This is a genomic window from Ructibacterium sp. SJQ-7 (assembly GCF_054696575.1).
The window spans coordinates 1,015,033-1,041,159 of record NZ_CP195193.1; the positions used below are offsets into that span (position 1 = coordinate 1,015,033).

A 26,127-nucleotide genomic window follows, 5' to 3' on the forward strand; every position below is an offset into this window, starting at 1 on the left:
TTACCCCCATTATTTCAATAAATTTAATCTTGTTTCAAACTGTTCTGACGGAATACAATACTTTGAATCTTCCGGCTTGACTATCGGCTTAAGTTTTTTTCGCATTGCGGCAATAGTATTAGTCACCATTGTTGTTTTGTCAAAAATCATATCTTGATTATCAGTGCTGTCATCATTGCCGTATAGGATTTTGTCACAGAACCCCATATCATGTGCCGAATGTGCATTCATCCATGTTTCTCCGTCCATCAAATGTGACAGTTTGCTTCGTGACAGTCCGGTCTTTATCTGATAGGCATTGATAATTGATTCTTTTACTTCGTTAAGAAAATCAATACCTTGTTCAAGTTCCGATGCCTGTCCGTAAAGCATCATTGAAGGATTATGTATCATAATCATTGATGTCGGAGACATCTCAACCATATCCCCAGCCATTGCAATTACAGATGCCGCACTTGCCGCAATGCCGTTTATTTTAACGGTAATTTCGCCGTTATGTTCTTTTAGTGCCGTATATATTTCACTTGCCGCAAAACAGTCACCGCCCGGACTGTTTATCCATACCGTAATATCACCTTCGTACCGATTAAGTTCATCACGGAACATTTTCGGTGTTACATCATCGCTGTACCAGCTTTCTTCCGCAATTACGCCATTTAAAAAAAGCACATTTTCTGTGCTTTCATTTTCTTCGTCTATTTTGTTTTTAACAGTCTTGAACCTCCAAAATTTACTCATTTTCACTTTCACCCCCGCTGTTGTAATTTCCGGCATTATTTATATCAACCATATTGCCGTTACACAAATATCTGTCACCGCCAAGTTCTTTAGGTATTTTATTCATATCCTCCAATTCCCTTATATCGTTTGCACTGTACCACCCATTCTGTCTGCCGATAGCATATCCGCTCATACGGCTTTTAAAATCCCCTCGCAGAAGTCCGTCAACATTGAATTTTACGAAGTATTTCTTCTGTTCTTCTTCTGTCAGAAGCTGCTGAAATATTGTCTGCTCTATCCTCACAAGCCACGGCCGGATTGTATTCGTTACAAAATCAAGCGACTGCTGTTCTATATTGTTAAAACTTGATTTTTCCAAATCGGCAATCATATGCGGAGGAACACGAAATATTCTGCATATTTCATTCACTTGAAATTTTCTTGTTTCGAGAAACTGTGCCTCATGAGGATTTATCGAAATCGGATTGAATTTCATTCCTTCTTCCAACACTGCAACCTTGTGTGCATTTGAACTTCCGCCGTATGCGTCATTCCATGCGTCACGAACTTTTTCAGGCTCTTTCAAAACTCCCGGATGTTCCAAAACTCCGCTTGGTGTACCGCTGTTTGAGAAAAAGCTTGAGCCGTATTCTTCGGCAGCAATAGAAAGTCCTATCGCATTCTTCGCCATAGCAATCGGTGAGTATCCCACAAGTCCGTCAAATCCCAGTCCGACTATATGCAGAATTTCATCTTTGCGAAATACAAATGTCCCCTGCTTATCACTGTTATATGTGTAATATATTTTGCTGTCCGCACCTCTGTCTATATGCATCTTTTCCGGCATAAGCGGATAAAGTGCCGTAACCTCACCTTTACCGTTTCGGATAATCTGTGAATACGAATTCCCCCATAAAAGCAGATGTAACATCATAACCTCACGCATTATGAAACTGTTCATTTCAGGATTGGGTATATCGTGCAGAAGTCTGTACAACGGATGCGTAAAGGCTCGCTCTTTTCCGCTGTCCGTGTATTCATAAAGATGAATCGGCAGACTTGCTACTGTTTCCGATATGATACGAACACACGCATATACTGACGTTGTCTGCATAGCCGACCGTTCCGTCACAGCCTTTCCCGACCACGTTCGCCCGAACGGAAACGACCGTCCTCCTCCGATACTGTCACCCGTATGATTTTTAGGCTTGTCTCTTGGTTTGAATATTGATTTTATAACCCCCATATTTCCTCCCATAAAAAAAGCACCTCTAACGAGATGCTAAAAATCTATTTATCTAATTTAACCCCGAGTAATCGGGATGGAATATCACTTTTAACAATAAAACTTATCAATAATCCAACAAATGAAATAATGCTAATAATATCATTAAACATAGACACCCCTCCTCGAATACCAGCCATACTAACTTGTCCCCATTCTTGACATAGCTTTTCCAGGGCAGGACATATAAATTATACTATCTTTTAAGATAGGCGTCAATAAATTTTTTATATGAATATACTGTGTAAAAATTTTTTTTATTCTTACGATTACATAAAGCTTTCAAAACTCGATTAAATGTATGCATACCACCAGAATATTCAATTAAAAGTTTAACAATCCAATGATTAAATTTATTTCTATTTACATGAATTACTCCAGGCTTGTAAATTTCATTGCAATCTGCTAATATGCTTATTTTCTCTTTTATTCCATCTGACAGTGGTATACTATTATATTTATTCATTATTACACAGCCATCTGATAAATTAAAATCTATACAATTATCAATATTAGTTGAAATAAAATAAACATTTTCAAATTTTGTATTCTTGAATGTTGTATCTTTTAACTTACATCCAAAAAATACAATATTCTTTAACACTGCACCATTAAAATTACTTCCTCGCAAATTAGAAGAAATAAAATCCACACCACATAGCAAAGAATTTCTGAAATTGCATTCAGTTATATTGGAAGCTTTAAATCTTACATTTTTAAATTGAGCATCTTTATATATAAGATTATGTATATTTGCTTGGTATAAGTATCTATTGATACGCCCCTTCAACTTTTTAGGCGAATTTTGTAAATCAAATCGCACGCGTTCCCCTTTTTTTATCTTTCTATTGTGTTTTTGTTTTGCCAGCTTTCTTCTTTTTTGTTTTGCTCTTCCCAATTCACATTCAACCTCATCTTAATTGTAATTATATTTTTCAATTCGCACTATTTACTTTTAAAATATATACATATTACTCGCTGAACATATTACTAAAAATATCGTCACCATACTTATTATACAATTTTGCTGCTATTTCATAGCAATACTCATCATCCCTTTGTGATATTACAACTATGTTCATTATTTTTTCTTCTGACACAAGAGAATATACTACCCTAATTCCGATACCTTTATATTTTATTTTGAAAAATCCAGTCAAATTATTTCCACCTTTGTTTCCCAATGGCTTACCATAACCATGCGGAACAGGCAGAGGATTTGTTCTTACTTTTGCAATCCCCTTTAATACCTGCCCTTTCAGTGAATTATCTAATTTCGCCAAATCTTTCTTTGCTTCATTTAAGAATTTAACTTGCCACATTATTCAAACTCCACATCATCTATACCATTATATATTTCTTCTTCTGTAAAACCCAACTCAGTAATTACATCGTTAAAATCTGTGGTTTCATGACCATCGCTTATTCTTTCATTCGCAATACCAAGAAGCCTTTTCTCTTCGATTTTATCAAGTAATAGTTCCATCTTTGCTGCCTTATCTGCCATTTCACGATAATTGTCAATAGAAATAACCAACGCTGTCGGCTGATTATTTTTCAGTACAATATATTCTGCATTATTATTTTTTACGTCTTCAAATATCTGTGCAGTTTTTCCTTTACTAAAATCAGAAATAGGTATAAGTTTATCGGCAAAATTAAGAATTTGATTATTAATAGTTCCCATACTAAAAACCTCCTGACATATATAGTATTATTCTTTCTATGATTATTATACTCAATCCGAGTCAAAAAGTCAATAAATTTACCTAATTATTTTTATGTTAATTTATCTTAAAATACAATAATACCCCTACTGTCATAAACACTTCCCTGCTGTCCACCGTTACGAACTGCTCTGTCGAGTGCCATTACCGCTGCAACCGCACCGTCTATTCGTTCGGTACTGTGTTTCTTAGAAAGTTTAATATTTTCTGCCGAATCTGTTTCTACGCATACATTATCAAAATTCCATCTGAGTACAGGATGATTGTTATGTATAATCTTTTCTTTCAGAACAAGCGAGTAAAGTTCCTTTGTCGGAGGTGACATATCCTTAAAGCCTTGTCCGAAAGGTATCATCGTCAATCCTTCATCCTGCAAATTAAGAATTATCTGTGTTGCATTATATCTGTCATATGCTATTTCACGCACAATGTACTTGCTTGCAATATCCTTTATATCAGCCTCTATTCTTCGGTAGTCAACTACATTCCCCTCTGTTGTTCGTATAAATCCGTTTGCTTTCCATACATCATACGGAACATGGTCACGTCGTACACGCTGACGAAGATTTTCTTCCGGTATCCAAAAATACGGAACAATTATATATTTTTCTGTATCGTTTCTCGGAGGGAACACCAAAACAAATGCCGTAAGGTCAAGTGTTGTTGAAAGGTCAAGACCTGCATAGCATTCCCTTCCGATAAGTGTATCAAGATTTATTACTTCATCGCACGCATCCCATTTCTCCATCTGCATCCATCGTGTTGACTGTTTAACCCACTGATTAAGGCGGAGCTGTCTGAACAGATTTTCCTCAGCCGGATTTTCCTTTGCCGACAAAAATGCGGCACGGACTTTTTCGATGTCAACCGTATGTCCGAGCGAGGGATTTGCTTTATACCAATTACGCTCATCTGTCCAGTCATCTGTATCTTCTATTCCGTATATAACAGGATAAAATGTCGGATCAATTTTTCTGCCTTCCAAAATGTCAACTGCCTTTTGGTGCTGTTCAAAACATATGCTGTTTCGGTCTGTTCCGGCAGTAGTTATAAGAAAGAACAGTGGCTGTGTTCGTGCATCACCTGAACCTTTTGTCATTACATCAAACAATTCACGGTTCGGCTGTGAATGCAGTTCATCAAATATTACGCCGTGAACATTAAGACCGTGTTTTGTAAAAGCCTCACTCGACAGCACTTGATAATATGAATTAGTCGGTTTATACACAAGTCTTTTTACTGACATAACAGGCTTAATTCTCTTTTTCAAAGCAGGACATTGTTCGACCATATCCACCGCCACATCAAACACAATACTTGCCTGCTGACGGTCACTTGCACAGCCGTATACTTCTGCACCCCATTCACCGTCACCGCATGTAAGATACAGCGCCACTCCTGCTGCAAGTTCTGACTTACCCATCTTCTTCGGTATTTCAACATATGCTGTGTTGTATTGTCTGTATCCGTTCTCCTTTACCGTACCGAACACATCATTTATTATTTTATCCTGCCACGGCAGCAATTCAAAAGGCACACCCCGCCATTTGCCTTTTGTATGTTTAAGTGCATTTATAAATGTAACTGCACGTTTTGCTTTATTTTCGTCATACATTACTTTTTCTCTCCGCCCAATGAAAGAAGCTGTTCCATTGCGTCATCACTGCTGTCATTGCCTCTGTCTGTTACAATTCTTGACCTTGACGCAGGAGTAAGACCGAACTGTTCACAGAACTTGCTCATCTGTTTCATATACTGCTGAGCAATAGATACCTGCGGCACTTGCTGCCAATATCCGCTCGGAGTTTTGACAATAGCACCGTGTCTTGATATAAATTCTTCTGCTTCTTTCCAACGTGCATAAGCTTGGCAATATCCCGCAAAAGCCGCCATATCAACTTCTGTTAGAATACCGAGCTGTTCCATCTGTTTCGCAAGACGTCTCCATTCCTTTTTCGCATCATCTTCAAGCCATTTCGGACAAGACGGTGCACGAGCCGCAGGTTTCGGCTCATTTGCGTTTAACTGCCTCTTGCCCGGATTACCCTCAAGCTGTTTTACTGCCGTTGGTTTCGGCTTTCTGCCCCTCTGTGCCAAGCGTATCACCTCCATTCGTATAAATTTCTTGTCATTAAAAATTTTCATACAAAAAACCGCCATTTAAGGCGGTTTAAAAATTGTATTTTCTTATTTTTCTGTAATCATAATCTCATATTCATAGCTGTTTAGTTCAAAAAGGTCAACTACTTTCCATAAATCATATTGGTCAGGAATATCTTTAACTGTTCCGCAGAAATAAACGTCTGTACGTTTTTCATTAACCAATTTTATTGTTGCGTTTCGGTTGATAAGGCTGTAAAGTTTCTTTAATTTTAGCATTTTGTTTTCCTCCGTTTTCTCGGTCTGTTTATCTTTTTGTTGTACACATATTACCGTTATGTGAGGACTTTATCAATACCATTACTATACAAAAAGTACAGCCTTTATTTGTGTATATACTACCCTCGTATTCCCTTAAAGTTATAGTTTCCCTTACGAATTTCTGCAATGTCGGCGTCTTGTGACTTTTTGTATTCCGAATCGGTACATTCTTTTTTCTTGCAGTCCATACAGATACATTCGCTATTAAACATACTTTGAATTCGACCGTCTTTTAAAGACTTTCCGCATCGGTCACAGTTTTTCTGTGTAAAAAAATTATCCATCTCAATTCACCTCCGCCATACAGCGTTCAAATGCCGTCTTTAATTCCTCCACGGGCATACCGTTAGATTTATACCCGCATTCTATTCCTCCGTAATAATACTCTGTCGGTGTCTGCATCTTTTGACAGTATTTATCGTCCATAACATAGAACATCGCTTCAATCGTATCTTCGCCGTTATCAATTTCCACCGAAATATTCTGCTTGATATAAAAGCTCGGATAACCCTCATAATGGTCAAGTGTCTTTTCGCACTGTTCTGTAATAACCCAAAGCAGAACAGGCACTCGGTCTCCCTCGGATTTTTCAATGTTGGCAAAGCCTCCGCTCCTGAATGTGAGTCGATAGCCGTTTATGTACCCCACCTTGTACACTTCAGCATGCGGACATCTATATGCCATCTGTTCCAAATTAATGTTTGAGCCGTATGCTCCGTAGATTTTTGTTTTCATAATATTTCGTCCTTTCTGATCGGTTGATTTTTATAATACCGCTTCTACTGCCATAAGGACGGCTTAAACCGTCCGTTGGCTGTAACTGCTAAATACTTATTTGTCTTTTTCTCTCATACTGCGGTGTATAATTTCAAGTATTTCATTCTGCTCCTCTTTGCCTACACCGATATTTTCAAGTGCCTCGTGTATTCCGCAGTCAGGACAAATCATTGTTTTGTTATCTGCTCTTGATAATGCAGGTCTGCCTGTGTATTCCTGTCCGCATTTAGGACATATGGCTGTTTTTATATCTTCATACTTCTTCATATCATTGTCTCCTTTTTGCTTTCGTCAATAGCGTGTAACAGACGTTTGGAATCAAATCCGAAGTTTCTGTATCCCCAAAGGCAAGTCATAACATAACTCATTGACGGAACACCGCTCGGTCTGTTTTCGTCCAATATATATGCAAATGCTGCACGTTCACGTTTTTTGCCCGTCTTAATTCCTGTCACCGTTACTTGAAATTCCTTTTTATAATAATATTTCGGATACCCCTCGTAGCGGTCAAGCGACCGTTCGTCCTCTGTTGTCAACTGCCACACGGCAACGGGAACTTCCGCACCTTGTTTCGGTTCAACTGTCAGATAAGAGCCCGTTTTGCTTTTCTTGAACATCAACTTGTAATTCTCTATAACCGCAATTCCCATAAGCCGTGCCGACGGACAGCGATACCGCATTTGCGGTGTATAAAGGTTACTGCCGTAAGCTAAGTAATACCGTTTCATTCTTATCATATCCTTTCCGAAGGAAACACCCTTCTACCACCTTAAGACCGCCAAATGCGGTCACAGTTTTAAGGTTATAGGAGGCTGTTTTCTTCGGTTATGCCATTCTGCCATTTCTGAATGATGCATCTCCGTCAAGGTGTTTTGTAAGGATTTCTCTTGCCGTTGCAAATTCTTCACCGATAAATCCAAATCTTAAAAGCCATGTTCTCATTGCGTATTTAGGATTTTCAGTCTGCTGTGGTTTCGGACTTGCTGACTTTAGTGTTTTTGCCATCTGACTGAGTGCAAGGCAAAGCTGAATGTAGCTTTTTAACTGTCCTGCGTGTAAGCCGTTTTGTTTTCCGTTGGACGGTGCATCGAATTGAAAAAGTCTGAATTCAACCGTTCCTTTTGTAAAAGTTGCGTGTAGGTTCAGCATATGGTATCTGCTGTCGTTGTAATGCTGTGTTCTGCCGTAGTTTGCACCGTTTGATGTGTACCAAATATCCGCTAATTCCGACATTGTTCTTGGCTTTCTTCTGTTAAGGTTATCAAGAAATTTCGGACTTACCATTCTGCAGTAATTGTTTATTCTGCTCTGTGAAATATTTAATGCACTTGCTATGAGGCTTTCGTGGCTTGCCATTATGTTTGCAAGATTTCTGAGTGTCTGTGCTGTGTGTCCGTTTGCACCGATATGAATATGTACGCCGCATCCTCGTGTTGCATCGCTTTTGGCTTTTGCTTTTCTAAGTCTTCTTATAAGTTCCTGCAAAAGCGGAATATCTTCGTATTTAAGAATCGGCGTTACCAATTCGCATTTCTCACTGTCAACCCCTGCAATGCTTACATCCCTTTGGAATTTCCACTCTCTGCCCTCTGTGTCCCAAGCTGACCAAGTGTAATAACCGTTTCTGTCTGCTGTATATTTGTATCTGCCTGTTCCGAAATAGTCTGCGGCTATTCTCGCAGCATTTTCTCTTGTAATGTTGTTCATTTCAACCTCAACACCGATGGTCTGTCTTTTCATTTCCTCAATCTGAATTCTTGTTTTCTCGTTCATTGTATTTCCTCCGTTTTTAGGCTTTCTGCCCTTTTCTTGTAACACATATTACCGTCATACGGAGATTATATCAATACGATTAGTACACAATAATATACACTGTAATTTGTGTACATTACGGCTGTGGATTGAGTTCGTGTTTATTTTTCTTACTTACATCGCTCAGGTCTGCCGTAGCGAAATGCACCGTCACCGCTGAGATTTCTCATCAGTTCTTTACGGAGCGGTTTATATTCAATACCTGATAAACCGATACGGTTTAAGAATGTACGCATTGCAAATTTTTCGTTGTCAACCGGCTTATCCTTTGTATTCACTCTTACAGCTTTTTCCGCCATTTGGTAAAGGGCTTTGAAAAGTGATATATACAGTCCAAGCTTTTCATTAGGAATCACGCTGTCAAACCAGTCAAACCATATTTCATCCTTGTTCCATTCAACTTTCAGTTCCTTATCCGTACCGACTGCTTTTTGAAACAAGGTCATTTTACCCGCAATAATCGCTTTGAGATTTGCAATTATTTTATCGCTACAAGGTTTATCAGATAATTTTGCAATCGGCAGTCCGATTGAACAGCCTATTGTTTCACTTTCAAAATCTTTATTTGTATCTGAAATATCAACATTTTCATCATTCTCGGTTTCATATCCGCACTCATACAGCTTTTCAAGTAAATGCTCAACCTTATCATTGTCGGTGTCGTTTGAAATTTTAAGTGTTCCGTCACTCGTAACTGTGCAGTAGTCTCCAATTTGATAAGCAAACGACGGTGCTCCAAGATATTTAGACTTTTTTCCAATTATATTGCTAACTGCTTTCACAAGAGCCTTTCTGTCCGTTCCTGTCAGATTATATTTAATCTCCATTACGGTAATCCTCCTTTATTTTTTTGTTAAGCACATATTACCGTCATGCAGAAAATATATCAAGGTGTATAGTACACAATATTATATTACAGAATTTGTGAGTTCAGCATAGTGAGCAATTCCGTTCAATACATAGAACACGCACGGAAGTGCAACACCATTTCCCCACATCGTATATTCCGCACTGTCGGAATGAGGATTTTTAAGCCACTTTATAATCTGATTTCTTGTTTTCGGTTTTGTACTTTTACAAAGTGCTTTTCTGTGATTTTCAAAAATATCCGACCATTTCTGAATTTCTTCTTCCGTAGGATTTTCTGTTTCCAAACCGTCACACCACCATACAGGGAACCCTTGCAGCAGAGCACATTCTTTAGGTGTCAGACGTCTTACTATATATTCCGTACCGTTTGTATCATTTACAAGCGGAGGGTCTTTGTAATCGCTTGCAACAAGTGTATTTGCACATTCTTTTTCGGCACTTGTAAAGAATGATGCCTTGCTTGCCGAATATGCAGGTTCGGCTACCGCTCCCGGACCTTTTGCCACCATTGTCGGCTGTTTCTCTTTTTCTATTGCAAAATCATATAACGCATTTTGTCCTTGATTAAATGCAGCACGGTCAATTCCGTATGCAACCGCATGTCGGTCAACTGTATTTAATGTAAATGATGTATCCTGATTAAATCCGCTGCCGTTCGGTCCGTTTTTCTCCTTACGTCCAATCATTGAACCCTGTAATGCAACAACAGCCATACCTCCTTGATTAGATGACGGATTTACACCTCCGCAGTCAATGGTGCGAGAAGTATCTGCCGCATATATTCCGCTGTTCGGATTGTCAGACTTCATCGAATTGCTATCGTTTGAACATATCCCGTACACTTTCGGTTCAAATAAGGTCTGGTCATTATTACAGCTTAATGTTGCCGACTTATTTTCTTGTATCAATGCACCTTTACCACCGCCGTCACATCCGCATCTGATTTTTAAAGTTTTTGGTGTATGTACGACAAACGGCTGATTATTACCGCCCGTTCCGAAAGTTGCAAGCACTGTCTGTGATACTTCCAACGGACCTATATATCTTGTATCTTGAGAGTGATTTTCAAACATTACACACGGCGGATGATGTGCCTGTGCTCTCAATGTAGTTGTTTTGTCTTGCGTCACATCTATACGTTCTCCGCCTTGATCGTTTAAACATATTGTGCCTGTTTCTCCAATGCCCGTTTCAGCAGTTCCGGCAGTTCCTTGCCACGAGCAGAGGCTCTTCTTAAAATTCCCGAACACGCTCTCTGACTCAAATAATACTTTTCTGGCACATTCTCCTGCAAAATCTGCGACAAGAAAGATTCTTCTGCGTCTTTGAGGGACTCCGAAGTATTGCGCATCGAGTATTCGATAGGCAACGGAATAATCATTTCCCACAATTTCTCCGGCTGTTGTCCATTTCTTCTCAGGCATAGGAATATGTACGGTTTCATCTTTGATTTTGCAGATTTCTTCAAGGACTGTCCTAAAATCCTGTCCTTTTGAGCTTGACATTGCTCCCGGCACATTCTCCCACACAATCCATCTCGGATATTCTCCATTTGTACTCTCCCTCATTTCCTTTATAACCCGAATCGCCTCAAAAAACATTGATGATTTTTCACCGTTTAGCCCTTCACGTTTTCCTGCCAAAGACAAGTTTTGACAAGGACTCCCGAATGTAATTATATCAACCGGCTCAATCTTTCCGCCGTTCATTTTTGAAATATCCCCGTAGTGTTTCATATGCGGAATACGCTTGGTAGTAACCCGAATAGGAAATGGTTCGATTTCACTCGCCCATATAGGCGTAATTCCAGCCATCATTCCGGCAAGAGGAAAACCTCCGCTGCCGTCAAATAATGAGCCAAGTGTTAAATTACTCATTAGTCAATACCTCACTGTACGGAATTTTTTCACCGTTACGCAATAAAAAAACGTCATCTGAATTTTCTTTAAAATCCACATAACGTCTTACAATTACATCTACAAACTTCTCATCAATCTCAATCGCATAACATATACGGTCAGTCTGTTCGCACGCAATCAATGTACTTCCGCTGCCGCCGAACGGTTCAAGAATAACTGAATTGACCACACTTGAATTTTGTATCGGATATGCCACAAGCGGTATTGGTTTTGTTGTCGGATGAAGTTCCGATTTCTTCGGCTTGTCAAAATTCCATACCGTTCTTTGTTTTCTGTCAGAGTACCACTTATGTCCGGCAGTAGGTTTCCATCCAACAAGTATAGGCTCATGACAATACTGATAATCACATCTGCCGAGCACGGGTGTATTTTTCACCCATATACACGTTTGATGACAGAAAAATCCGGCATCACGAAATGCCGTTCTGAAATTTATACTTTCCTTATCAGCATGAAAAACATAAATACTTGCACCATCCGCACAAACATCATACATACACTTAAAAGCTGAAAACAGAAATTCATAAAACTTTCCGTCCTCCATGCTGTCATTTTGAATAGTACCTGCTGTGCCCTCGTATGCAACATTATACGGCGGGTCTGTTACAACAAGATTTGCTTTTTTGCCATTCATCAAGTTTTCATATGTTTCCGATTTGGTACTGTCACCGCATATTAATCTGTGTTTTCCCAAAAGCCATATATCACCTTGTTCAGATACCGGATTTTCCGGAGGTGTCAAATCTGCATCATCTTCTTTAACTTCACCCTCTTGCGATTTGGCGAGAAGTTCATTAAGTGCTTCTTCCGTAAATGCAGACATTTCAAGTTCAATGTCACCGCTGTCCTTTATATCTTGTAAAATATCAGCAGACATTTTCATATCAAGTTCTGAAAACTCCTGTATTTTATTATCTGCCATAAGGTCGGCATATTCCGAAGCTTCACTTTCATAATCCTGAAAATCAACGGGAACTTGCTTTGCTCCGATTTCTTTTGCGGCAAGAAGTCTTCCGTGACCTTTTACCACAAATCCGGAACGGTTTGACACTACAATCGGATGTCGCCAGCCTTGACGTTTTATGATTTTAGCCAATGCTGTTATCTGTTCTTTAGGGTGCTTGTTCGGATTTCTCGGATTGCCCACCAAGCTGTCCGTATCGACAATTTTATCGTGAGCACAATACACTGCAACTCCGTCTGCTGTTGCTTTCGGTTCTATATGTTCAATCATACTTTTCCTCCGTTATGTAGATTCCAATATTGTTTTCTGCATTTGTCCGAGCAAAAAACTTTTCTTTTTTTGCCTGCTGTATGCTTAAGCCGTTTTCCGCAGTTCCGACAGATAAGTCCAAGCTGTACAGATACATCGTTGTTCATTGCCACCACTGGTCCTACGCCTACAAGTCCGTTCCGTTTACAATATGATTTCACTGTACTCAGCGGCAGAATAAGTGTACTTGCAATATGCTTATATCCGTTACCGTCAAGCCGCATTCTGCGAATTTTAATTTTCTGTTCTTCGGTCATAAACTGTTCTCCTCTATCAGTAAAATTCAATAAACAACAGCCGAATAATTGAAATCTTCATAATGTTGTGATATAATATTTATGAGTCATCTATTAAGCTCCTCTATGACTCACCAGACCAAGTGTGGTTCAGAGCAAACGAAAAGAATCGCGTTTTAGGAGGAGGAATGCTTATGAAGATTTTACTGTTTTTATATTATTTTATTGTCAGTGTTCAATTTACTTTTGTAATACCAAATAGCTTCATTGAATTTTCGTTTGTAGCCCTGATAATAATCGGTTCACATTTTTGTGAACCTTTTTTATATTAAAAAGCAATAAAAAATGCACACTTGAGGACGATTTCAAGTATGCAATAATGCAAGTGTATATTTAGTTATGCGATAATTTTAATGTGACCGTTTTTAGGCCCCCTTGCTTAATTTTGCGAAAATTTGCGTAAATGGGGGCAACGGTCTACGCTCACCCATTTTTTTAAGATTATATAGCCCCTTGGGGAGAGTGTACCCATAAAATGCCCGATTATTTGTTCATTCGGGATTGTAAACCTTTAACCGATTATATATTTTTTATTTGCTTCGCTGCCTATGATATCTTTATTATAATTGCATATAATATTTATATATTAAACTGCTGATTGCGTTTTATTAGCTTGATATTAGCAGTCTAATATGTTATAATAATACTACAATCAACGGAAGGAGTGATTTTACATGGCTAACATATCAAATGTAAGTTTTCGCATTGACAGCGACTTGAAAGCTCAAGCCGATACACTGTTTTCTCAGCTTGGTATGAATATGACCACAGCGTTTAACATTTTTCTGCGTCAGTCAGTACGCGAAGGACGTATTCCGTTCGACATAACTATAAACACACCCAACTCAGAAACAGTGGCGGCAATGCTTGAAACCGAGCGTATGTTGCGCGATCCCAATTTAAAGGCATATGATGTTGAAGACGCTCTAAAGGAGTTGAAGTCATGAATCTAAAAGTCATCTGGACTTCCAGATTTAAAAAAGACTACAAACTCGCAATCAAGCGCAACCTAAACATTGAGCTTCTTGACGATGTAATTCGTATGCTTGCCGCAGAACAGACATTGCCGGAAGAATACAATGACCATCAGTTAACAGGCAATCTCAAGGATTACCGTGAATGTCATATTCAACCGGATTGGCTGTTGATGTATCGCATTGAAAAAAACATTCTTGTTCTTACACTGCAAAGAACAGGAACACACAGCGATTTGTTCGACAAATAAATATCGGGACGATTTCAGTAACTGTATGTAGGTTTACTGTCAAACCGTCCCGTTTTTTTATCATGACAGCTCTTACAAAGGCTCTGCCAGTTGCTTTTATCCCAAAACAATTTATTATCACCTCTGTGCGGTTTGATATGGTCAACCACCGTAGCTTGAACGTATTTCCCGTTCCTCTTACAAATCTCGCACAGAGGATGTTCTCTAAGATATGCCTTACTTGATGTTCTCCATTTACTTCCGTATCCACGCTTTGTGGCTGAGCGAGTAACTTCAGGGTGACATGATATATGTTCCTCACAATATCTTCCGTCAGTTAAATTTGCACAGCCCGGATGTCTGCATGGTTTCTTTGGTCTATATGGCATATTCTTTCCTCCAACGAAAAAAGGACGCTCCGTATAGGAAACATCCTTCTTTGTATAACTTTTCACTTTCAAGTCTTAAATATTTATTTCTAATCTTCCCTGCAATACCGTATTATCGGAATAATATCAAGTGTATCGGAATAATACAACCTCAATTATTGGAACAATACACAAAGCCGACTGTTACATATCATCTCTCTGTTTATTCTTCTCTCGCGATTATAGCATAACACACTTTTTTACGATGTTCAAGAGTGAACTGAAGTGAACTTGCGTGAACTATAGTGTCCAATTTTCTTTTTATATGATTTTATCAAGTTCAGCCAAAGCTTTCAAGTGCATTTTATGAATATACCGTATTGTAAAATTAAGTTCCAACGCAATATATCTCCACGTTTTACGGTCGGCATATCTAAGCCACAAAATCCGTTTATATCTTTCATCTGCGATTTTATCAAGCTTTTCCCATACTTCTGCTTTAAAATCGACAAGTTCATCAATATCTCTGTCAATATCACGGTCAATATCGATTATCTTTGTCATTATATTTTCAAGCGGATTTTTATTCCGTGTATGCTGAACTGTTTCTCCGCTGTAATTCGGAGTGGTATTCATTGCAACATCACGAAGTGTCATAAGACGCTGTTGTTTTCTGTTTATCGCATTATCCATTGTTATAAGCTGACTTAAATATTCCTTTGCCGTCATTTGTATATTCCCTCCATCCTTGCTTTTATAGCCTCCATCAAAGAAGCCTGTCCCATGTCTTTATCATTTAAAGCCGTCATCACATCTTCATCAACCGTACCTTTGGTCACAATATGATGAACAACTACCGTGTTGTTCTGTCCCTGCCTATAAAGTCTTGCATTCGCCTGCTGATACAGCTCCAAACTCCACGTCAGTCCGAACCATATAATCGTGCTTCCGCCTTTCTGCAAATTCAGTCCGTGTCCGCAGCTTGCCGGATGTGCCAACGCAATTTGTATTTTACCGTTATTCCAATCGCAAATATCCCGTTCCGTTTTTATCTCACGGATATTAAATTTTTCTGCTATTCTGTCCTTATCGTGCTTATAGCCGTAATAAACAAGTATGCTCTTTCCGTTTGACGCCTCAATTAAATCCTCCAAAGCTTCAAGTTTACGATTATGTATTTTCTTCACATTTTGGTTTTCATCATAAACCGCACCGTTTGCAAGCTGCAGCAGTTTATTGCTGAGACTCGCCGCATTCACTGCATCAATATCACCGTCGGCAAACGGCAGAAACATTTCCTTTTCAAGTTTCCGATAAAGTTTCATCTCTTTATCGTTCATCTCAACTTCGTAAATATTGTCTATTCTTTCAGGCATTTTGATATAATCCGTTGCTTTCATCGAAATACATATATCCGATATTTTCTCATATATCCTTTTTTCTGCATTAACCAACGGCTTGTATGAATACACAATCGCACCGTTTCGTTTATCCGGTTTGAAATATTCATCACGAAAACCTGTTATATATCTTCCGAGCCTTTCTCCCATATCCAGCAGATTTATCTCAGCCCACAAATCAATCAAGCCGTTAGGTGCAGGTGTTCCTGTCAGACCTACAATTCTGTCAAACTTAGGTCTGACCTTACGCAGTGCTTTAAACCGTTTGCTTTGATGGGATTTAAACGAACTGAGTTCGTCTATCACAACCATATCAAAATCAATGTGACCGCTATTTACAAGCCACTCTACATTTTCACGGTTTATGATATAAATGTCTGCGTCTGCTTTTAAGGCTTTTTCCCTTTCGTCCGCACTGCCGATTGCTATTGAACATCTCAGGTATTTTAACTGTTCCCATTTGTCACACTCCTGTTTCCATACCGACAGTCCAACTCTGAGAGGAGCTATTATAAGGACTTTTGAAATCTCAAAATAATCATACATGAGGTCACTTACAGCTGTGAGTGTTGTTATCGTCTTGCCAAGACCGCATTCCAGCATAAGTGCCGAAATCGGATTGTTTATTATAAAATCAACACCGTACTTTTGATACTCATGCAAATTAGCTCTGTTCAATTTCATCAAGCACACCTCCGATTTGTTCCGTATCGTCAATGCAATACACCAAAAACCCTAATGCTTCTAATTGCCTTTTTCGCTTTATCTGTATGCTCCTCATTTTCCGTCCTGGTGCTTTCATCTCTGCAAATGCAATTTTTCCGAAAGGCAGCAAAATCAATCTGTCGGGCATACCGTTAAAGTTCGGCGATACAAATTTCAGTGCAAGACCTCCGTGTATTTTCACTGCATTCACAAGCATTTTTTCTATCTCATTCTCACGCATTTTACCTCCCATACAAGTTCCGAAGTTCCTTCCGTTCCCTATATCCTACGCGCGTATATATATGTGCGTAATTTTTAATATAATAATATATAATCTATATAACTTTTTAGGTAACATCGGAACATTACCTTTAATTTATATAGGTTTTATGCCGTTTTCGAGTGTTCCGAACCAAGCTTTTTTACGGAACTTTTCGGTTACATCGGAACACAAAACAGGTATAGAAGTCTATACCTCTGTCCTTTCGTAACCTGCTGCCGCTCCGTAAATTCCGAAACGGCTCTTTTTGCTCATCTTCTGCCAGCCCTCTATTTTTGCCATAATGGCAGATATGGCATTTGCGTCAATCCTTTTCAAATCCGCTTTCGCCTTACCGAAACATTCACACCATATTTCCATATTGCATACCTTCTGACGCTTTATTTCCCCTTTAATATTCACCTCTCCGAATTCACTTCCGTCAAGAAAATTCCGACGTTCATACAAGGACATTTCATTCCAATTTACAGGCAGCAATGTTTCAAGGTATTCACGCACCATACCCTCACGTTCGTCTGTTTCCATAGCCTCACGCTGAAGTTTCTTAGCAAGTTTCTCCGTCTGCTCATCAAGAATAAGCGGTTCCTTGTTCCTGTAATACACAAGCGCCTCCGCCCAAATCTGGTCTATTTCATTCTGCGTAATCTGCCACGGCTTTTTCTCCGAGTTCCCCGATACCTTAACAGGGAAAAAACGTCGGTTGCCCGTAGTATCTCTGAGGTATCCGTGTTCCGCATTCGTTGTGCCTATGAAAATACACTGTCTTAAATGCGGCGTCGCTCTGCGACCGAAGGACGCACGGAACACATCGTTCTGCCTTGATATAAAGCCGCGCAGTGTTTCAATCTCAGTTTTCTTAAGTCCTGCAAGCTCGCCTATCTCTAAAATCCAAAATCCCTGTAGCTTCTCCGCCGCCGTCTTATCCTTCGTATCGGATAATAAAAGCGAATCGTTAAACCACTCACCGCACAGCTTGGATATAATCGTCGACTTTCCTATTCCCTGCGGTCCTGACAGTACAAGCATAGTGTCAAACTTTATTCCCGGCACCATTACTCTTGCTACCGCTCCGCATAGTGTTTTACGGATAACCGCACGAGTGTATGGATTGTCCTCTGCACCAAGGTAATCCGTTAAAAGCGTATCTACACGTTTCTGCTTATCCCACTTCGGCAGACCGTCAAGATACTGCCGTATCGGATGGAACGAACGGTCATCAACAACTTTTGCAAGTGCCACATCATAATTCACTCTTGTGAATTTACCGTAGCTGTATGTAAGATATGTAAGCAGCTGTGCGTCATCAGCGTCCCGCCAATACTTAGACGGGTGCTGCCACGGTACATCACCGTTAATTTCTATACAGTCCGACAGTTCGTTAAAAACTATTCCCTTTAGTTTCGGATCGTTCTGAAGTATTATCGTGAGGTTTTGTATGCTGTTCTCTACATCGCCGTGCTTATTTACAGACAAATACTTATGCCACGATGTATCGTCATTGTCATCAATCACAGAAAACTCCTCATACACAGCCTTTTCCTTATCCGTCAGTGTCTGTTCTTTAACTCTGCCGTCCTGCATTGCAAAGTCTGTCATTGCTTTAAATGAGGCTGATTTCTCACTGTCGGTTTCATCTTTGTCAAGATATGAAAACTTATGTATCCGCACCAAATCAAAGCTGTTGCACAGCTTACCGCAGGCAGGGTCTGTTGCGTGATGAGAGTATGCAAACTTGTCATTATACACTATCACTCCGGCTACGGAATCGGCGGGGATATAATCATAACGGCCGTTCAGACTGCTTGGTTCATATACATCTGAAAGGAATGTGCTTATTGCGTCCTGTATCGTATATGCACGGCAAAATGCACCTACTATTCCCTGCTTTGTCAGAGGGTCTGCCTGTTTCTTCAATGCGTGTGATACAATTTTTTTCTGTCTTGACGAAACAGGATATTCAGAAGTATCATGCCAGTCTTTATAACGTGCAAGCACTGCGTCCGCATCTATTTCTTCACCGTCACGGTGCTGAAATACAAACTCACCGTCAGAAGATGTTGACGGCCAATACATAAGTCTATGCGGCTGATACGTTGTATCGTCAAACTGTTCTATGCCTATATCTGCCGCTATTCTGCGTGCAACCGCCGTATATTCATCTGCCGTAACAGGACGTGACAGAGGGATAATAAGCCTGAATCTCGGTGTTTGTGCAGTATGCTTGTGTGTGGAATATATCAGGCATTTGAAATTAAAGAACAGTTCAATCTGCTCCCAAAAATCCTCGTCTGCGTAATCCGCATCAAGAGTGAGCAGACATCGGTTAATCACAGTATCTTTTCTCCTTAGACCGCTGCGAAGTTCACCTCCGACAAATCCGCCCACATCTTTGATATTATCCTGCTGACCTTTAGGAAGTTTACGATATTCCTGCACCGTTTCAGCCGTTCGTATTGTCTGAGAACACTTCTGAACAAATTTCTCCCACGAAAATTCTTTAATCTTCCACGCTCTTGATGTACGGCTGTTCCCGACAGATATTTTCATTGTCCCCTCCCGTTATACATGTCTATTAATCCCGTTTTTCCCTTTCGTTTTAATTGTTTCTCAACTTTTTTGCGTTCTGTCGCAGCTTTCGTCTTTGTCTTATAAAACGAACATCTTCTTCCTCCGAAATCATTATTCGTTAAGCAAATACAATAACCGTCTGCATTAGCAAAGCAGTCTTTTTTATCCAAACATCTTATTTTCATAATCGTACCCCTTTAAATTTATTTTCTTTTGCATTTTTGTTATTCCTTTTTATAATACTCACATTCAAAACCGTCAGCATTAAGCGGAAGTCCGTCCGCCCATTCGGGTTTTATACACATCAGCTTGCACAGTTCGTCAACCGAACCGTAACCGTTCGGAACTTCACATATAATTTCATCATGAACGTGAAAAACAGTATCATATCCCGCATTTGCCGCATTTATCAGTGCATTTGCAAGCAAATCTCTTGCAGTCCCTTGTACGATATTCTCTGTCAGCTTACCGCCGAAAGTTTCAAGTCTGTCCCACTTCTTTGCGGAGTTTATCCCCATATATGTAATGCTGTCACCGCCGAACCTATTTGTACCGATTCGAGGTTTTATATATGACAGCCGTCTTCCGCTTGGCAGACGTATGAATAATATCCCCCGTTCATACGCAAACACAAGTTTTCCTAACGGAACGGTTGTTTTTTCTTTTATTGCTTTCATTGCCGCATTGCCGACTTCGTACCAAAAACGTACAATATGCGGATTGGCATTTCTCCAATCGTTAATTAAGCCCTGAAGTTCATTCTCCTGCACTCCCATCTCAACAGCACCCATATTCTTTAACGCACCGACTGAGCCGCCGTAACCGCAGGCAAGTTCGGATATTTTCCCCTTTTGACGCAGTTCGCCGTTTACTCCGTGTTTCTCCACCGGCACTTTAAACATCTTACTTGCGGACGCACAGTAAATATCACCGCCGTTTTTGAATGTATCTATTCGCCACTGCTCTCCTGCTATCCAAGCAAGCACACGAGCCTCAATAGCCGAAAAGTCTGCGACAATAAATCTATGGTTTGGTTTTGGAATGAGAACGGTTCTTATAAGTTCCGATAGGACATTCGGTACGTTTCCGAACATCATGTCAAGCATCTCAAAATCTCCGTCCTTTACAATATCCCTTGCAAGGGTTAAGTCCGGCAGATGGTTCTGAGGCAGGTTTTGCGGCTGCAGAATGTTACCGGACCATCTTCCCGTTCTGTTTGCACCGCAGAAACGCATCATTCCGTGTACACGGTTATCGCTGCACACACTGCGTATTACAGCCTCATATTTCTTGACGGACGTTTTCGCCATAAGCAGACGGAGTTTCAGCATTTCACTGACATCTCCGTCTGTTTCATCTGCCAGACTTTTAACAGACTTTTTTGACAGACTTTCAATTTCCACACCCTTTTCCTTGAGCCACTGTTTTAACTGCGTTACTGAATTAGGATTTTCAAGTCCCGTTATCATATATGCCTGTTCAACCGCCACAGCCGTCTGTATTGAATTAAGCTTTACCGCCTGCTCAGCCAATTCACTGTCAACTAATACCCCTCTGTCGTTTATTATTTGGTCGAGAACATATAGTCGATGTTCCTCATCACTTATAGGATACATTTTAAGTTTATCGGCAATCTGACGTTCAACGTCTACATCACGCATACAGTATTTTTTGAATGTTTCCCACTTGTTTATATCGTGACACGGTCTGTTTCGGGTACAGTTTCCGTTTGATTTTGTCGGCTTGCACGGTACACAGAAATACTTAATTAACTCCTTGCCCTCAGTCATCTTCTGCCTCTCTAATCCGAGTACACTTCCGACATCGGCAAGTGACAAAGGCAGTGCCAGTTCCGCAGCCTGCACAGCTGTGCAGTACCAAGACTGAGGATTAAGATATTCTCCATCGGGAAGCTTAAGATACCTTGACAGACACACACGCTCAAATTGTGCGTTATATGCCGTTTTCACAACGGTATCTGATTTTATCGCTTGTATTATTTTCTCCGGAAGTTCTTCACCGCCTGCAATATCAATTATATGAACATCACCATCATCAACAGCATATGCAAACAGTAACATCTCAAAATTAGGAGAGTCCGCATACTTATATACTCCGCATCTTATAAGGTCTACGTCAGAAAAGGTTTCAATATCACAGCTTAATTTTTTCATAGTTTTCACCATTTACCATTAAATTTTAGGTTGACTTTATCCTAAAATAAGAATATAATATTTATATAAAAGAAATGGAGGTATGCAATATGAATGTCAATACCAAAACAATGGTTTCTATTTCCGAAGCCAATCAAAACTTTTCTAAAGTAGCAAGACTTGTTGACCAGTACGGTTCTGCCGTAATTCTAAAAAACAACTCACCTCGCTATCTAATTTTAGAATTCAATCAAGCTGATGAACAATTATCAGCACAAACTGATGATGTATTAGCTATATCAGAAAATTTAATTACTCGTAATAAGGCCGTATATGAGGAACTTGCAAAATGAAAATCCTTACTAAAGAACAAATTTTATTATTACATTCACAGCTTGTGAAAGAATTCGGAGGTTCACTTGATATACGCGATGATTCTCTTTTAGAATCAGCTATCAATACACCATTCCAAACATACGGTGGAGAGGAACTGTATCCGACTTTATTGGATAAAGCCTCTCGCCTATGTTTTGGACTTGTAAAAAATCATCCGTTTGTAGATGGTAATAAGCGAATCGGCACTCACGCAATGCTTGTATTTCTTGCAATAAACGGCATTGATTTAAAGTACACTGATACCGAATTGATTGAACTTATTCTATCAGTTGCGTCAGGAACTCAGTCTGATTCTGATATTCTTCAATGGCTTCAACAGCATATTATTTAAGAACATCTTACGAGGTGTTCTTTTTTTGCATACATCTCCAATTCACCTTAATTTAAGAAATCATCTTCCTCGTCATATGCTTCAAAATCGTCCTCTGCTCTGGTACGTCCGCCAAGCGGTTCTCCGTCTGCAATCTTCTGTATATTGCCAAGTCCGCACGCAATTCCTTTATTTCCGTTTGTATTAAACGGATAAAGAGATATTGACACTCTTGCATAACATCCGCTGTAAACCTCATTTCTGTCTAAAATAGGCTGTACATTCTTATCAACAATCTGCGGTTTATCTTTTGAATTGCAGTTTATGAAATAGCAGTCTTTATATGCCTCATCATCAGGACGTTCAATATCACCGTCACGAAGAGGCAGTTTCAAATTCGCAGGTATTCTTCCTCCGAACTTTGCTTTGCCGTCCTGCTTTGCCTGTTCGACTGCGTTTTGAATATCTTTTACCGTCTTTGTATCAGACTTTGGTATAATCAAAGAAACACTGTACTTTTCATCACTGTCGTTAATAGATGCAGGCTCCCATATATGTTCATATGACAATCTGACTTTACCCGTTACTAAATGTGCCATATTAAAATTCCTTTCTAAACTCACCCAATGTATGTACTTCTTCTCTCTTATCCGTTTCCGGCACAAGTGTCAGTCTGCCTTTCGGTTTTATGATATAGTCACCGAGCAGTTCTTTAAAAATTTTTCTGCCCATAAGCTTTTCCATATCCGTTATACCTATAAGCGTGCTTTTATATATCTGCGACATGGTATAACCGTTATTTCGGCAGACCTCTGCAATCTTGTTTTCATCCACATACTGTCGTTTGGAACGTCCCTCGACTATTTTAAATCCGCTCCAGCTTTTCCCCTCATTTATAGCTTTCGCCTGTGCATAAGAATATACATCTTCTGCCCATTTTGACAGGTCGTCCGCTATTGTCAGCATGTGCAATATTTCATTGTCATTAAGTTCCGCGGGGTCTTTAAACTCATATTCTGCTGTTTCAAGCATAAGTTCTGCACGTTTTCTGCATACAGCTCTTAATTTGCAGAATCGACAATGATTTCCCGCTTTGAATTCGCCCTCGCCTTTTGCGGCAAGTTCGGCTATCGGTTTCAGTGTATTCTCCGCCCATTCCAGAAGTTCATCAACAGAAATCTCCCATTCGGAAATATTATCAAGTCTTGGCTGAACAATGGCTGTTTTCACTGTCTTGATGTCATACAGATAACCATAAAGATTAAGTGCCCCCAACGCATACAACATCATCTGCGGATTGAGCTCAGCCGATACCGTCACGCCTTTGCCGTACTTAAAATCTATCACCTGCAGTACATCATCTGCAACTATAACAAGGTCACCCGTACCGAATCCGTCCTTAACATAATTTGAAAAGTCAAGTCTTTGTTCTACCATAACTATTGCGTCGGGACATATTTTTCTTATTGTTTCAATTTTATCTGTCGCATAATACGCATAGCTGTCTGTATATCTGTCGATTTCTTCTGCATTGAAGTTTCCGACATTCGGAGGTGCAAGGTCTTTTGCACCTAAATGCCATCTGATTTTATATTCCGCCATTTCATGAGCTGCCGAACCTTCCTGTGCATATATTGTTGTTTCGTCCGGAATATCTGCTGTTGCAAGTGCTGACGGCGGACATTCCAGCCAACGATATGCCGATGACGCAGAAAGTACAGCGTGATTTAACGGCGGCATATCAAGATACCTCCATCTGCTGTAAATCTGCATAAAATGAATCAAGGTCTGATTCTGCAACAGCGGTAATATTCTTTACTCCGTATTTTTCAATAAGCTGTTTTATTTCCTCACGCTTACCGTTTCGTGACAGTTTAACCGCAAGTTCACGCAGCATTTCATGTGTAACACTCGGCTTATCAGCTTGTTTTTCCTTTGATACGCCGTCATTGCCCGCCACGGCATTTGCCATGGTTTCCAAGCTGTCAGCAAGCGAACGCATATCGCTTACAACGTCAAGCAAAAGTTTCGTTCTGCTCATCCTCTCCCCTCCTTGTTCACTTCACATATCGAAAGTTTCTCTACACTGTCACCCGGAACAAGTATTGTCATCTTACACGGTATGCCAAACAAAAGACGGAGAAATTTCTCTCTTATTGATATACTGCGGAAATTCACAATACTATCTGCTCTCGGTTTCTTTGAAACACTGATTGTTAATGTATGTTTCATAGTTAAACATCCTTTCCGAAAGGTTGATTTTTTTAATACCCTTCACTATACGGACACAAAAACACTGAAATATAAGATTTTTTATAACAACTTTTTCAGCTTTTTATAAATTGTTTTTAACTGCTGTGATACTGCCGACTGACTTATCCCCATATGTTTCGCATAATCACTTACAGACATTCCGTCAAAATATACAGCCTTTATAAGGGACTTCTGCTTATCCGAAAGATATTTTATCGCTTCTGTTAATCTTCCGAACTTACTGTCTGTTTCAAAAATTGCCGTAAGATTTTTGTCCTCCGACGCATAAACAATTCCTTCATACACACACGCATCAAGCGAATAGTGCCTGCGTCTTTCCTTCTTATCATTATTCCTCTCCAGTCTGTCCAGTTCCACAAGAATACTCGCCCATTCATTAGGAACATCAACCTCCACATCTCCGTCCGCAAACTCATACTTAATTTTCATAAAAAGTACCGCCTTTCCGCAAGAAAAACGGCACTCTAACAAGCCGAAAAAACTCGCATTTTTTTAAATGCAAGCCATTCGGCTCTGAATTAAGTTTTCATATAAAAGTCTCCTTTTCATTGATAATAAAAAAATGCTTGGTAAACAGTTCAGAAAAAGAACTGTTTACCAAGCATTCTGTTTTTTAATTATTTTATAAGCTCCAAAAGCCATGGTGCTGATGGTTTGGCTATTGCCCGAGCATTGAGATATGCCATTTCAAGAGTCAGACAAGTATTTCCTAAATAGTATCCGTCCATAACTGTCAGTGTCATTGCCAAATCCGGCTTATTCATTTTAGTAAGATATATCGGAAGTAAATATTGCACTCTCCCCATATATCCCTGTGCAGAAATAAGTCCCGGTTCTATAACTGCTTTTCGCCTTGCAAGTTCCACTGCAGTTTCCAATAGCAACGGCAAATTTTTAGCCTTTCTTATTTTTGCGGGAATTCTATTTAGATTTTCTTCATCACCCAAAATATGCTCAACATTTACCCTTATTGACCATTCGGGATTAAAATTCAAACCTTGCTGTGCCATATGATACACCGGTCGTTCAGGCAACGGCTCTATATATTTAAGCCATGGTGACATTTCATCACAAAAGCCTTTAAAATACCATTCAAGCATAGAATCCTGCTTTTTATTTCTGAAAAAGCAGCCATATATGCCTTTATAGCTCGGGGTGTATAATCCTGTATGAAAGCAGGCACATTCATTCTCAATGTAAAAATATTTTAATGCTTTATTATCTTCTTGTTCTGAGTTGAATTCAATAGCCTGTTTACGAAAAATTGTATGTATATATCGTTCCAATATCGGTGTTTCTGCATTCTTTGTTTCAACTGCCGGTTTCTTGAACTGCCATGCCTCCGGCAATACCATACATTTAAATCATG

General features: G+C 39.6%; 34 protein-coding genes. 4 read left to right on the top strand and 30 right to left on the bottom strand.

Annotated elements, in window-relative coordinates; all coding sequences use genetic code 11:
• Window positions 1-9: 9 nt before the first annotated feature.
• The 17 genes from ACSAMO_RS04545 to ACSAMO_RS04625 form a co-directional block, all read right to left on the bottom strand.
• Window positions 10-738, bottom strand: coding sequence for a head maturation protease, ClpP-related (locus tag ACSAMO_RS04545; protein WP_499209952.1), 729 nt, complete (start codon window positions 736-738; stop codon window positions 10-12).
• On the bottom strand, window positions 731-1,966 hold the full coding sequence (locus tag ACSAMO_RS04550) for a phage portal protein (protein WP_499209953.1): 1,236 nt from the start codon (window positions 1,964-1,966) through the stop codon (window positions 731-733). Before ACSAMO_RS04550 ends, ACSAMO_RS04545 begins: the two co-directional genes overlap by 8 nt.
• 235 nt (window positions 1,967-2,201) lie before the next feature.
• On the bottom strand, window positions 2,202-2,903 hold the full coding sequence (locus ACSAMO_RS04555) for a pentapeptide repeat-containing protein (RefSeq protein ID WP_499209954.1): 702 nt from the start codon (window positions 2,901-2,903) through the stop codon (window positions 2,202-2,204).
• 73 nt (window positions 2,904-2,976) lie between these two features.
• A complete protein-coding gene (locus ACSAMO_RS04560) occupies window positions 2,977-3,327 on the bottom strand; it encodes a type II toxin-antitoxin system RelE family toxin (RefSeq protein WP_117968466.1) in 351 nt (116 codons plus the stop codon).
• Complete coding sequence (locus tag ACSAMO_RS04565; RefSeq protein WP_118446084.1) at window positions 3,327-3,692, bottom strand: type II toxin-antitoxin system Phd/YefM family antitoxin; 366 nt, start codon at window positions 3,690-3,692, stop codon at window positions 3,327-3,329. The genes ACSAMO_RS04560 and ACSAMO_RS04565 overlap by 1 nt, the downstream gene beginning before the upstream one ends.
• A 107-nt stretch (window positions 3,693-3,799) precedes the next feature.
• A complete protein-coding gene (locus ACSAMO_RS04570) occupies window positions 3,800-5,347 on the bottom strand; it encodes a terminase large subunit (RefSeq protein WP_117968464.1) in 1,548 nt (515 codons plus the stop codon).
• Window positions 5,347-5,829 (bottom strand): phage terminase small subunit P27 family, encoded by a 483-nt coding sequence (locus ACSAMO_RS04575; RefSeq protein WP_117968478.1) that lies wholly within the window; start codon window positions 5,827-5,829, stop codon window positions 5,347-5,349. The genes ACSAMO_RS04570 and ACSAMO_RS04575 overlap by 1 nt, the downstream gene beginning before the upstream one ends.
• Window positions 5,830-5,919: 90 nt before the next feature.
• Window positions 5,920-6,111 carry a hypothetical protein gene (locus tag ACSAMO_RS04580; RefSeq protein WP_117968463.1) on the bottom strand — a complete coding sequence of 64 codons (192 nt, stop codon included), beginning with the start codon at window positions 6,109-6,111 and terminating at the stop codon, window positions 5,920-5,922.
• Window positions 6,112-6,230: 119 nt separating this feature from the next.
• Window positions 6,231-6,437, bottom strand: coding sequence for a gamma-glutamylcyclotransferase (locus tag ACSAMO_RS04585; protein ID WP_118446081.1), 207 nt, complete (start codon window positions 6,435-6,437; stop codon window positions 6,231-6,233).
• 1 nt (window position 6,438) lies between these two features.
• Window positions 6,439-6,888: a gamma-glutamylcyclotransferase family protein gene (locus ACSAMO_RS04590; protein WP_499209955.1), complete on the bottom strand. Its 450-nt coding sequence runs from the start codon at window positions 6,886-6,888 to the stop codon at window positions 6,439-6,441.
• Window positions 6,889-6,984: 96 nt separating this feature from the next.
• On the bottom strand, window positions 6,985-7,197 hold the full coding sequence (locus ACSAMO_RS04595) for a hypothetical protein (protein WP_022230283.1): 213 nt from the start codon (window positions 7,195-7,197) through the stop codon (window positions 6,985-6,987).
• The gene (locus ACSAMO_RS04600) at window positions 7,194-7,658 is read right to left on the bottom strand and encodes a gamma-glutamylcyclotransferase family protein (RefSeq protein WP_499209956.1); all 465 of its coding nucleotides are present in this window, start codon (window positions 7,656-7,658) and stop codon (window positions 7,194-7,196) included. Before ACSAMO_RS04600 ends, ACSAMO_RS04595 begins: the two co-directional genes overlap by 4 nt.
• Window positions 7,659-7,755: 97 nt before the next feature.
• On the bottom strand, window positions 7,756-8,703 hold the full coding sequence (locus ACSAMO_RS04605) for an amidoligase family protein (RefSeq protein ID WP_499209957.1): 948 nt from the start codon (window positions 8,701-8,703) through the stop codon (window positions 7,756-7,758).
• Window positions 8,704-8,852: 149 nt separating this feature from the next.
• Entirely contained in the window at window positions 8,853-9,569 is a 717-nt protein-coding gene (locus tag ACSAMO_RS04610; protein WP_412332087.1) for a virulence protein, read from the bottom strand.
• Window positions 9,570-9,650: 81 nt separating this feature from the next.
• A complete protein-coding gene (locus tag ACSAMO_RS04615) occupies window positions 9,651-11,489 on the bottom strand; it encodes a DNA cytosine methyltransferase (protein WP_499209958.1) in 1,839 nt (612 codons plus the stop codon).
• The gene (locus tag ACSAMO_RS04620) at window positions 11,482-12,765 is read right to left on the bottom strand and encodes a site-specific DNA-methyltransferase (protein ID WP_117968458.1); all 1,284 of its coding nucleotides are present in this window, start codon (window positions 12,763-12,765) and stop codon (window positions 11,482-11,484) included. The genes ACSAMO_RS04615 and ACSAMO_RS04620 overlap by 8 nt, the downstream gene beginning before the upstream one ends.
• A complete protein-coding gene (locus tag ACSAMO_RS04625) occupies window positions 12,762-13,061 on the bottom strand; it encodes a hypothetical protein (RefSeq protein WP_117968457.1) in 300 nt (99 codons plus the stop codon). The genes ACSAMO_RS04620 and ACSAMO_RS04625 overlap by 4 nt, the downstream gene beginning before the upstream one ends.
• A gap of 713 nt (window positions 13,062-13,774) precedes the next feature.
• Between ACSAMO_RS04625 and ACSAMO_RS04630 the strand changes: the two genes are divergently transcribed.
• Together ACSAMO_RS04630 and ACSAMO_RS04635 are read left to right on the top strand one after the other, a co-directional pair.
• Window positions 13,775-14,047, top strand: a complete 273-nt coding sequence (locus ACSAMO_RS04630; protein WP_022230290.1) for a type II toxin-antitoxin system RelB/DinJ family antitoxin — start codon at window positions 13,775-13,777, stop codon at window positions 14,045-14,047.
• Window positions 14,044-14,325, top strand: coding sequence for a type II toxin-antitoxin system YafQ family toxin (locus ACSAMO_RS04635; RefSeq protein ID WP_499209959.1), 282 nt, complete (start codon window positions 14,044-14,046; stop codon window positions 14,323-14,325). Before ACSAMO_RS04630 ends, ACSAMO_RS04635 begins: the two co-directional genes overlap by 4 nt.
• 14 nt (window positions 14,326-14,339) lie before the next feature.
• Here the strand turns inward: ACSAMO_RS04635 and ACSAMO_RS04640 are convergent, their stop codons facing one another.
• The 7 genes from ACSAMO_RS04640 to ACSAMO_RS04670 form a co-directional block, all read right to left on the bottom strand.
• On the bottom strand, window positions 14,340-14,693 hold the full coding sequence (locus ACSAMO_RS04640) for an HNH endonuclease (protein ID WP_147513794.1): 354 nt from the start codon (window positions 14,691-14,693) through the stop codon (window positions 14,340-14,342).
• Window positions 14,694-14,993: 300 nt separating this feature from the next.
• Window positions 14,994-15,401, bottom strand: coding sequence for a DUF1492 domain-containing protein (locus tag ACSAMO_RS04645; protein WP_022230293.1), 408 nt, complete (start codon window positions 15,399-15,401; stop codon window positions 14,994-14,996).
• Complete coding sequence (locus ACSAMO_RS04650; RefSeq protein WP_022230294.1) at window positions 15,398-16,756, bottom strand: DEAD/DEAH box helicase; 1,359 nt, start codon at window positions 16,754-16,756, stop codon at window positions 15,398-15,400. Before ACSAMO_RS04650 ends, ACSAMO_RS04645 begins: the two co-directional genes overlap by 4 nt.
• Window positions 16,737-17,018 carry a VRR-NUC domain-containing protein gene (locus tag ACSAMO_RS04655; RefSeq protein ID WP_022230295.1) on the bottom strand — a complete coding sequence of 94 codons (282 nt, stop codon included), beginning with the start codon at window positions 17,016-17,018 and terminating at the stop codon, window positions 16,737-16,739. Before ACSAMO_RS04655 ends, ACSAMO_RS04650 begins: the two co-directional genes overlap by 20 nt.
• A gap of 228 nt (window positions 17,019-17,246) precedes the next feature.
• On the bottom strand, window positions 17,247-19,604 hold the full coding sequence (locus tag ACSAMO_RS04660) for a virulence-associated E family protein (protein WP_117968744.1): 2,358 nt from the start codon (window positions 19,602-19,604) through the stop codon (window positions 17,247-17,249).
• Window positions 19,601-19,810 carry a hypothetical protein gene (locus tag ACSAMO_RS04665; protein ID WP_117968743.1) on the bottom strand — a complete coding sequence of 70 codons (210 nt, stop codon included), beginning with the start codon at window positions 19,808-19,810 and terminating at the stop codon, window positions 19,601-19,603. The genes ACSAMO_RS04660 and ACSAMO_RS04665 overlap by 4 nt, the downstream gene beginning before the upstream one ends.
• A gap of 39 nt (window positions 19,811-19,849) precedes the next feature.
• Window positions 19,850-21,799, bottom strand: a complete 1,950-nt coding sequence (locus tag ACSAMO_RS04670; protein WP_117968742.1) for a DNA polymerase — start codon at window positions 21,797-21,799, stop codon at window positions 19,850-19,852.
• A gap of 89 nt (window positions 21,800-21,888) precedes the next feature.
• Here ACSAMO_RS04670 and ACSAMO_RS04675 point away from each other — a divergent pair, with 89 nt between their 5' ends.
• Together ACSAMO_RS04675 and ACSAMO_RS04680 are read left to right on the top strand one after the other, a co-directional pair.
• Complete coding sequence (locus ACSAMO_RS04675) at window positions 21,889-22,131, top strand: hypothetical protein (protein ID WP_022230299.1); 243 nt, start codon at window positions 21,889-21,891, stop codon at window positions 22,129-22,131.
• On the top strand, window positions 22,128-22,505 hold the full coding sequence (locus ACSAMO_RS04680; protein WP_022230300.1) for a type II toxin-antitoxin system death-on-curing family toxin: 378 nt from the start codon (window positions 22,128-22,130) through the stop codon (window positions 22,503-22,505). The genes ACSAMO_RS04675 and ACSAMO_RS04680 overlap by 4 nt, the downstream gene beginning before the upstream one ends.
• A 47-nt stretch (window positions 22,506-22,552) precedes the next feature.
• Here the strand turns inward: ACSAMO_RS04680 and ACSAMO_RS04685 are convergent, their stop codons facing one another.
• From ACSAMO_RS04685 to ACSAMO_RS04710, 6 genes are all read right to left on the bottom strand, one after another.
• Window positions 22,553-23,083 (bottom strand): DUF2815 family protein, encoded by a 531-nt coding sequence (locus ACSAMO_RS04685; RefSeq protein ID WP_022230301.1) that lies wholly within the window; start codon window positions 23,081-23,083, stop codon window positions 22,553-22,555.
• Window position 23,084: 1 nt separating this feature from the next.
• Window positions 23,085-24,224 (bottom strand): DUF2800 domain-containing protein, encoded by a 1,140-nt coding sequence (locus ACSAMO_RS04690; protein ID WP_117968741.1) that lies wholly within the window; start codon window positions 24,222-24,224, stop codon window positions 23,085-23,087.
• 1 nt (window position 24,225) lies between these two features.
• Complete coding sequence (locus ACSAMO_RS04695) at window positions 24,226-24,525, bottom strand: rRNA biogenesis protein rrp5 (protein WP_337869631.1); 300 nt, start codon at window positions 24,523-24,525, stop codon at window positions 24,226-24,228.
• Window positions 24,522-24,716, bottom strand: coding sequence for a hypothetical protein (locus ACSAMO_RS04700; protein ID WP_117968740.1), 195 nt, complete (start codon window positions 24,714-24,716; stop codon window positions 24,522-24,524). The genes ACSAMO_RS04695 and ACSAMO_RS04700 overlap by 4 nt, the downstream gene beginning before the upstream one ends.
• Before the next feature lie 81 nt (window positions 24,717-24,797).
• The gene (locus ACSAMO_RS04705; protein WP_117968739.1) at window positions 24,798-25,187 is read right to left on the bottom strand and encodes a sigma-70 family RNA polymerase sigma factor; all 390 of its coding nucleotides are present in this window, start codon (window positions 25,185-25,187) and stop codon (window positions 24,798-24,800) included.
• Between the two features lie 188 nt (window positions 25,188-25,375).
• Entirely contained in the window at window positions 25,376-26,113 is a 738-nt protein-coding gene (locus ACSAMO_RS04710) for a DUF3825 domain-containing protein (protein ID WP_499209960.1), read from the bottom strand.
• Window positions 26,114-26,127: the final 14 nt, after the last annotated feature.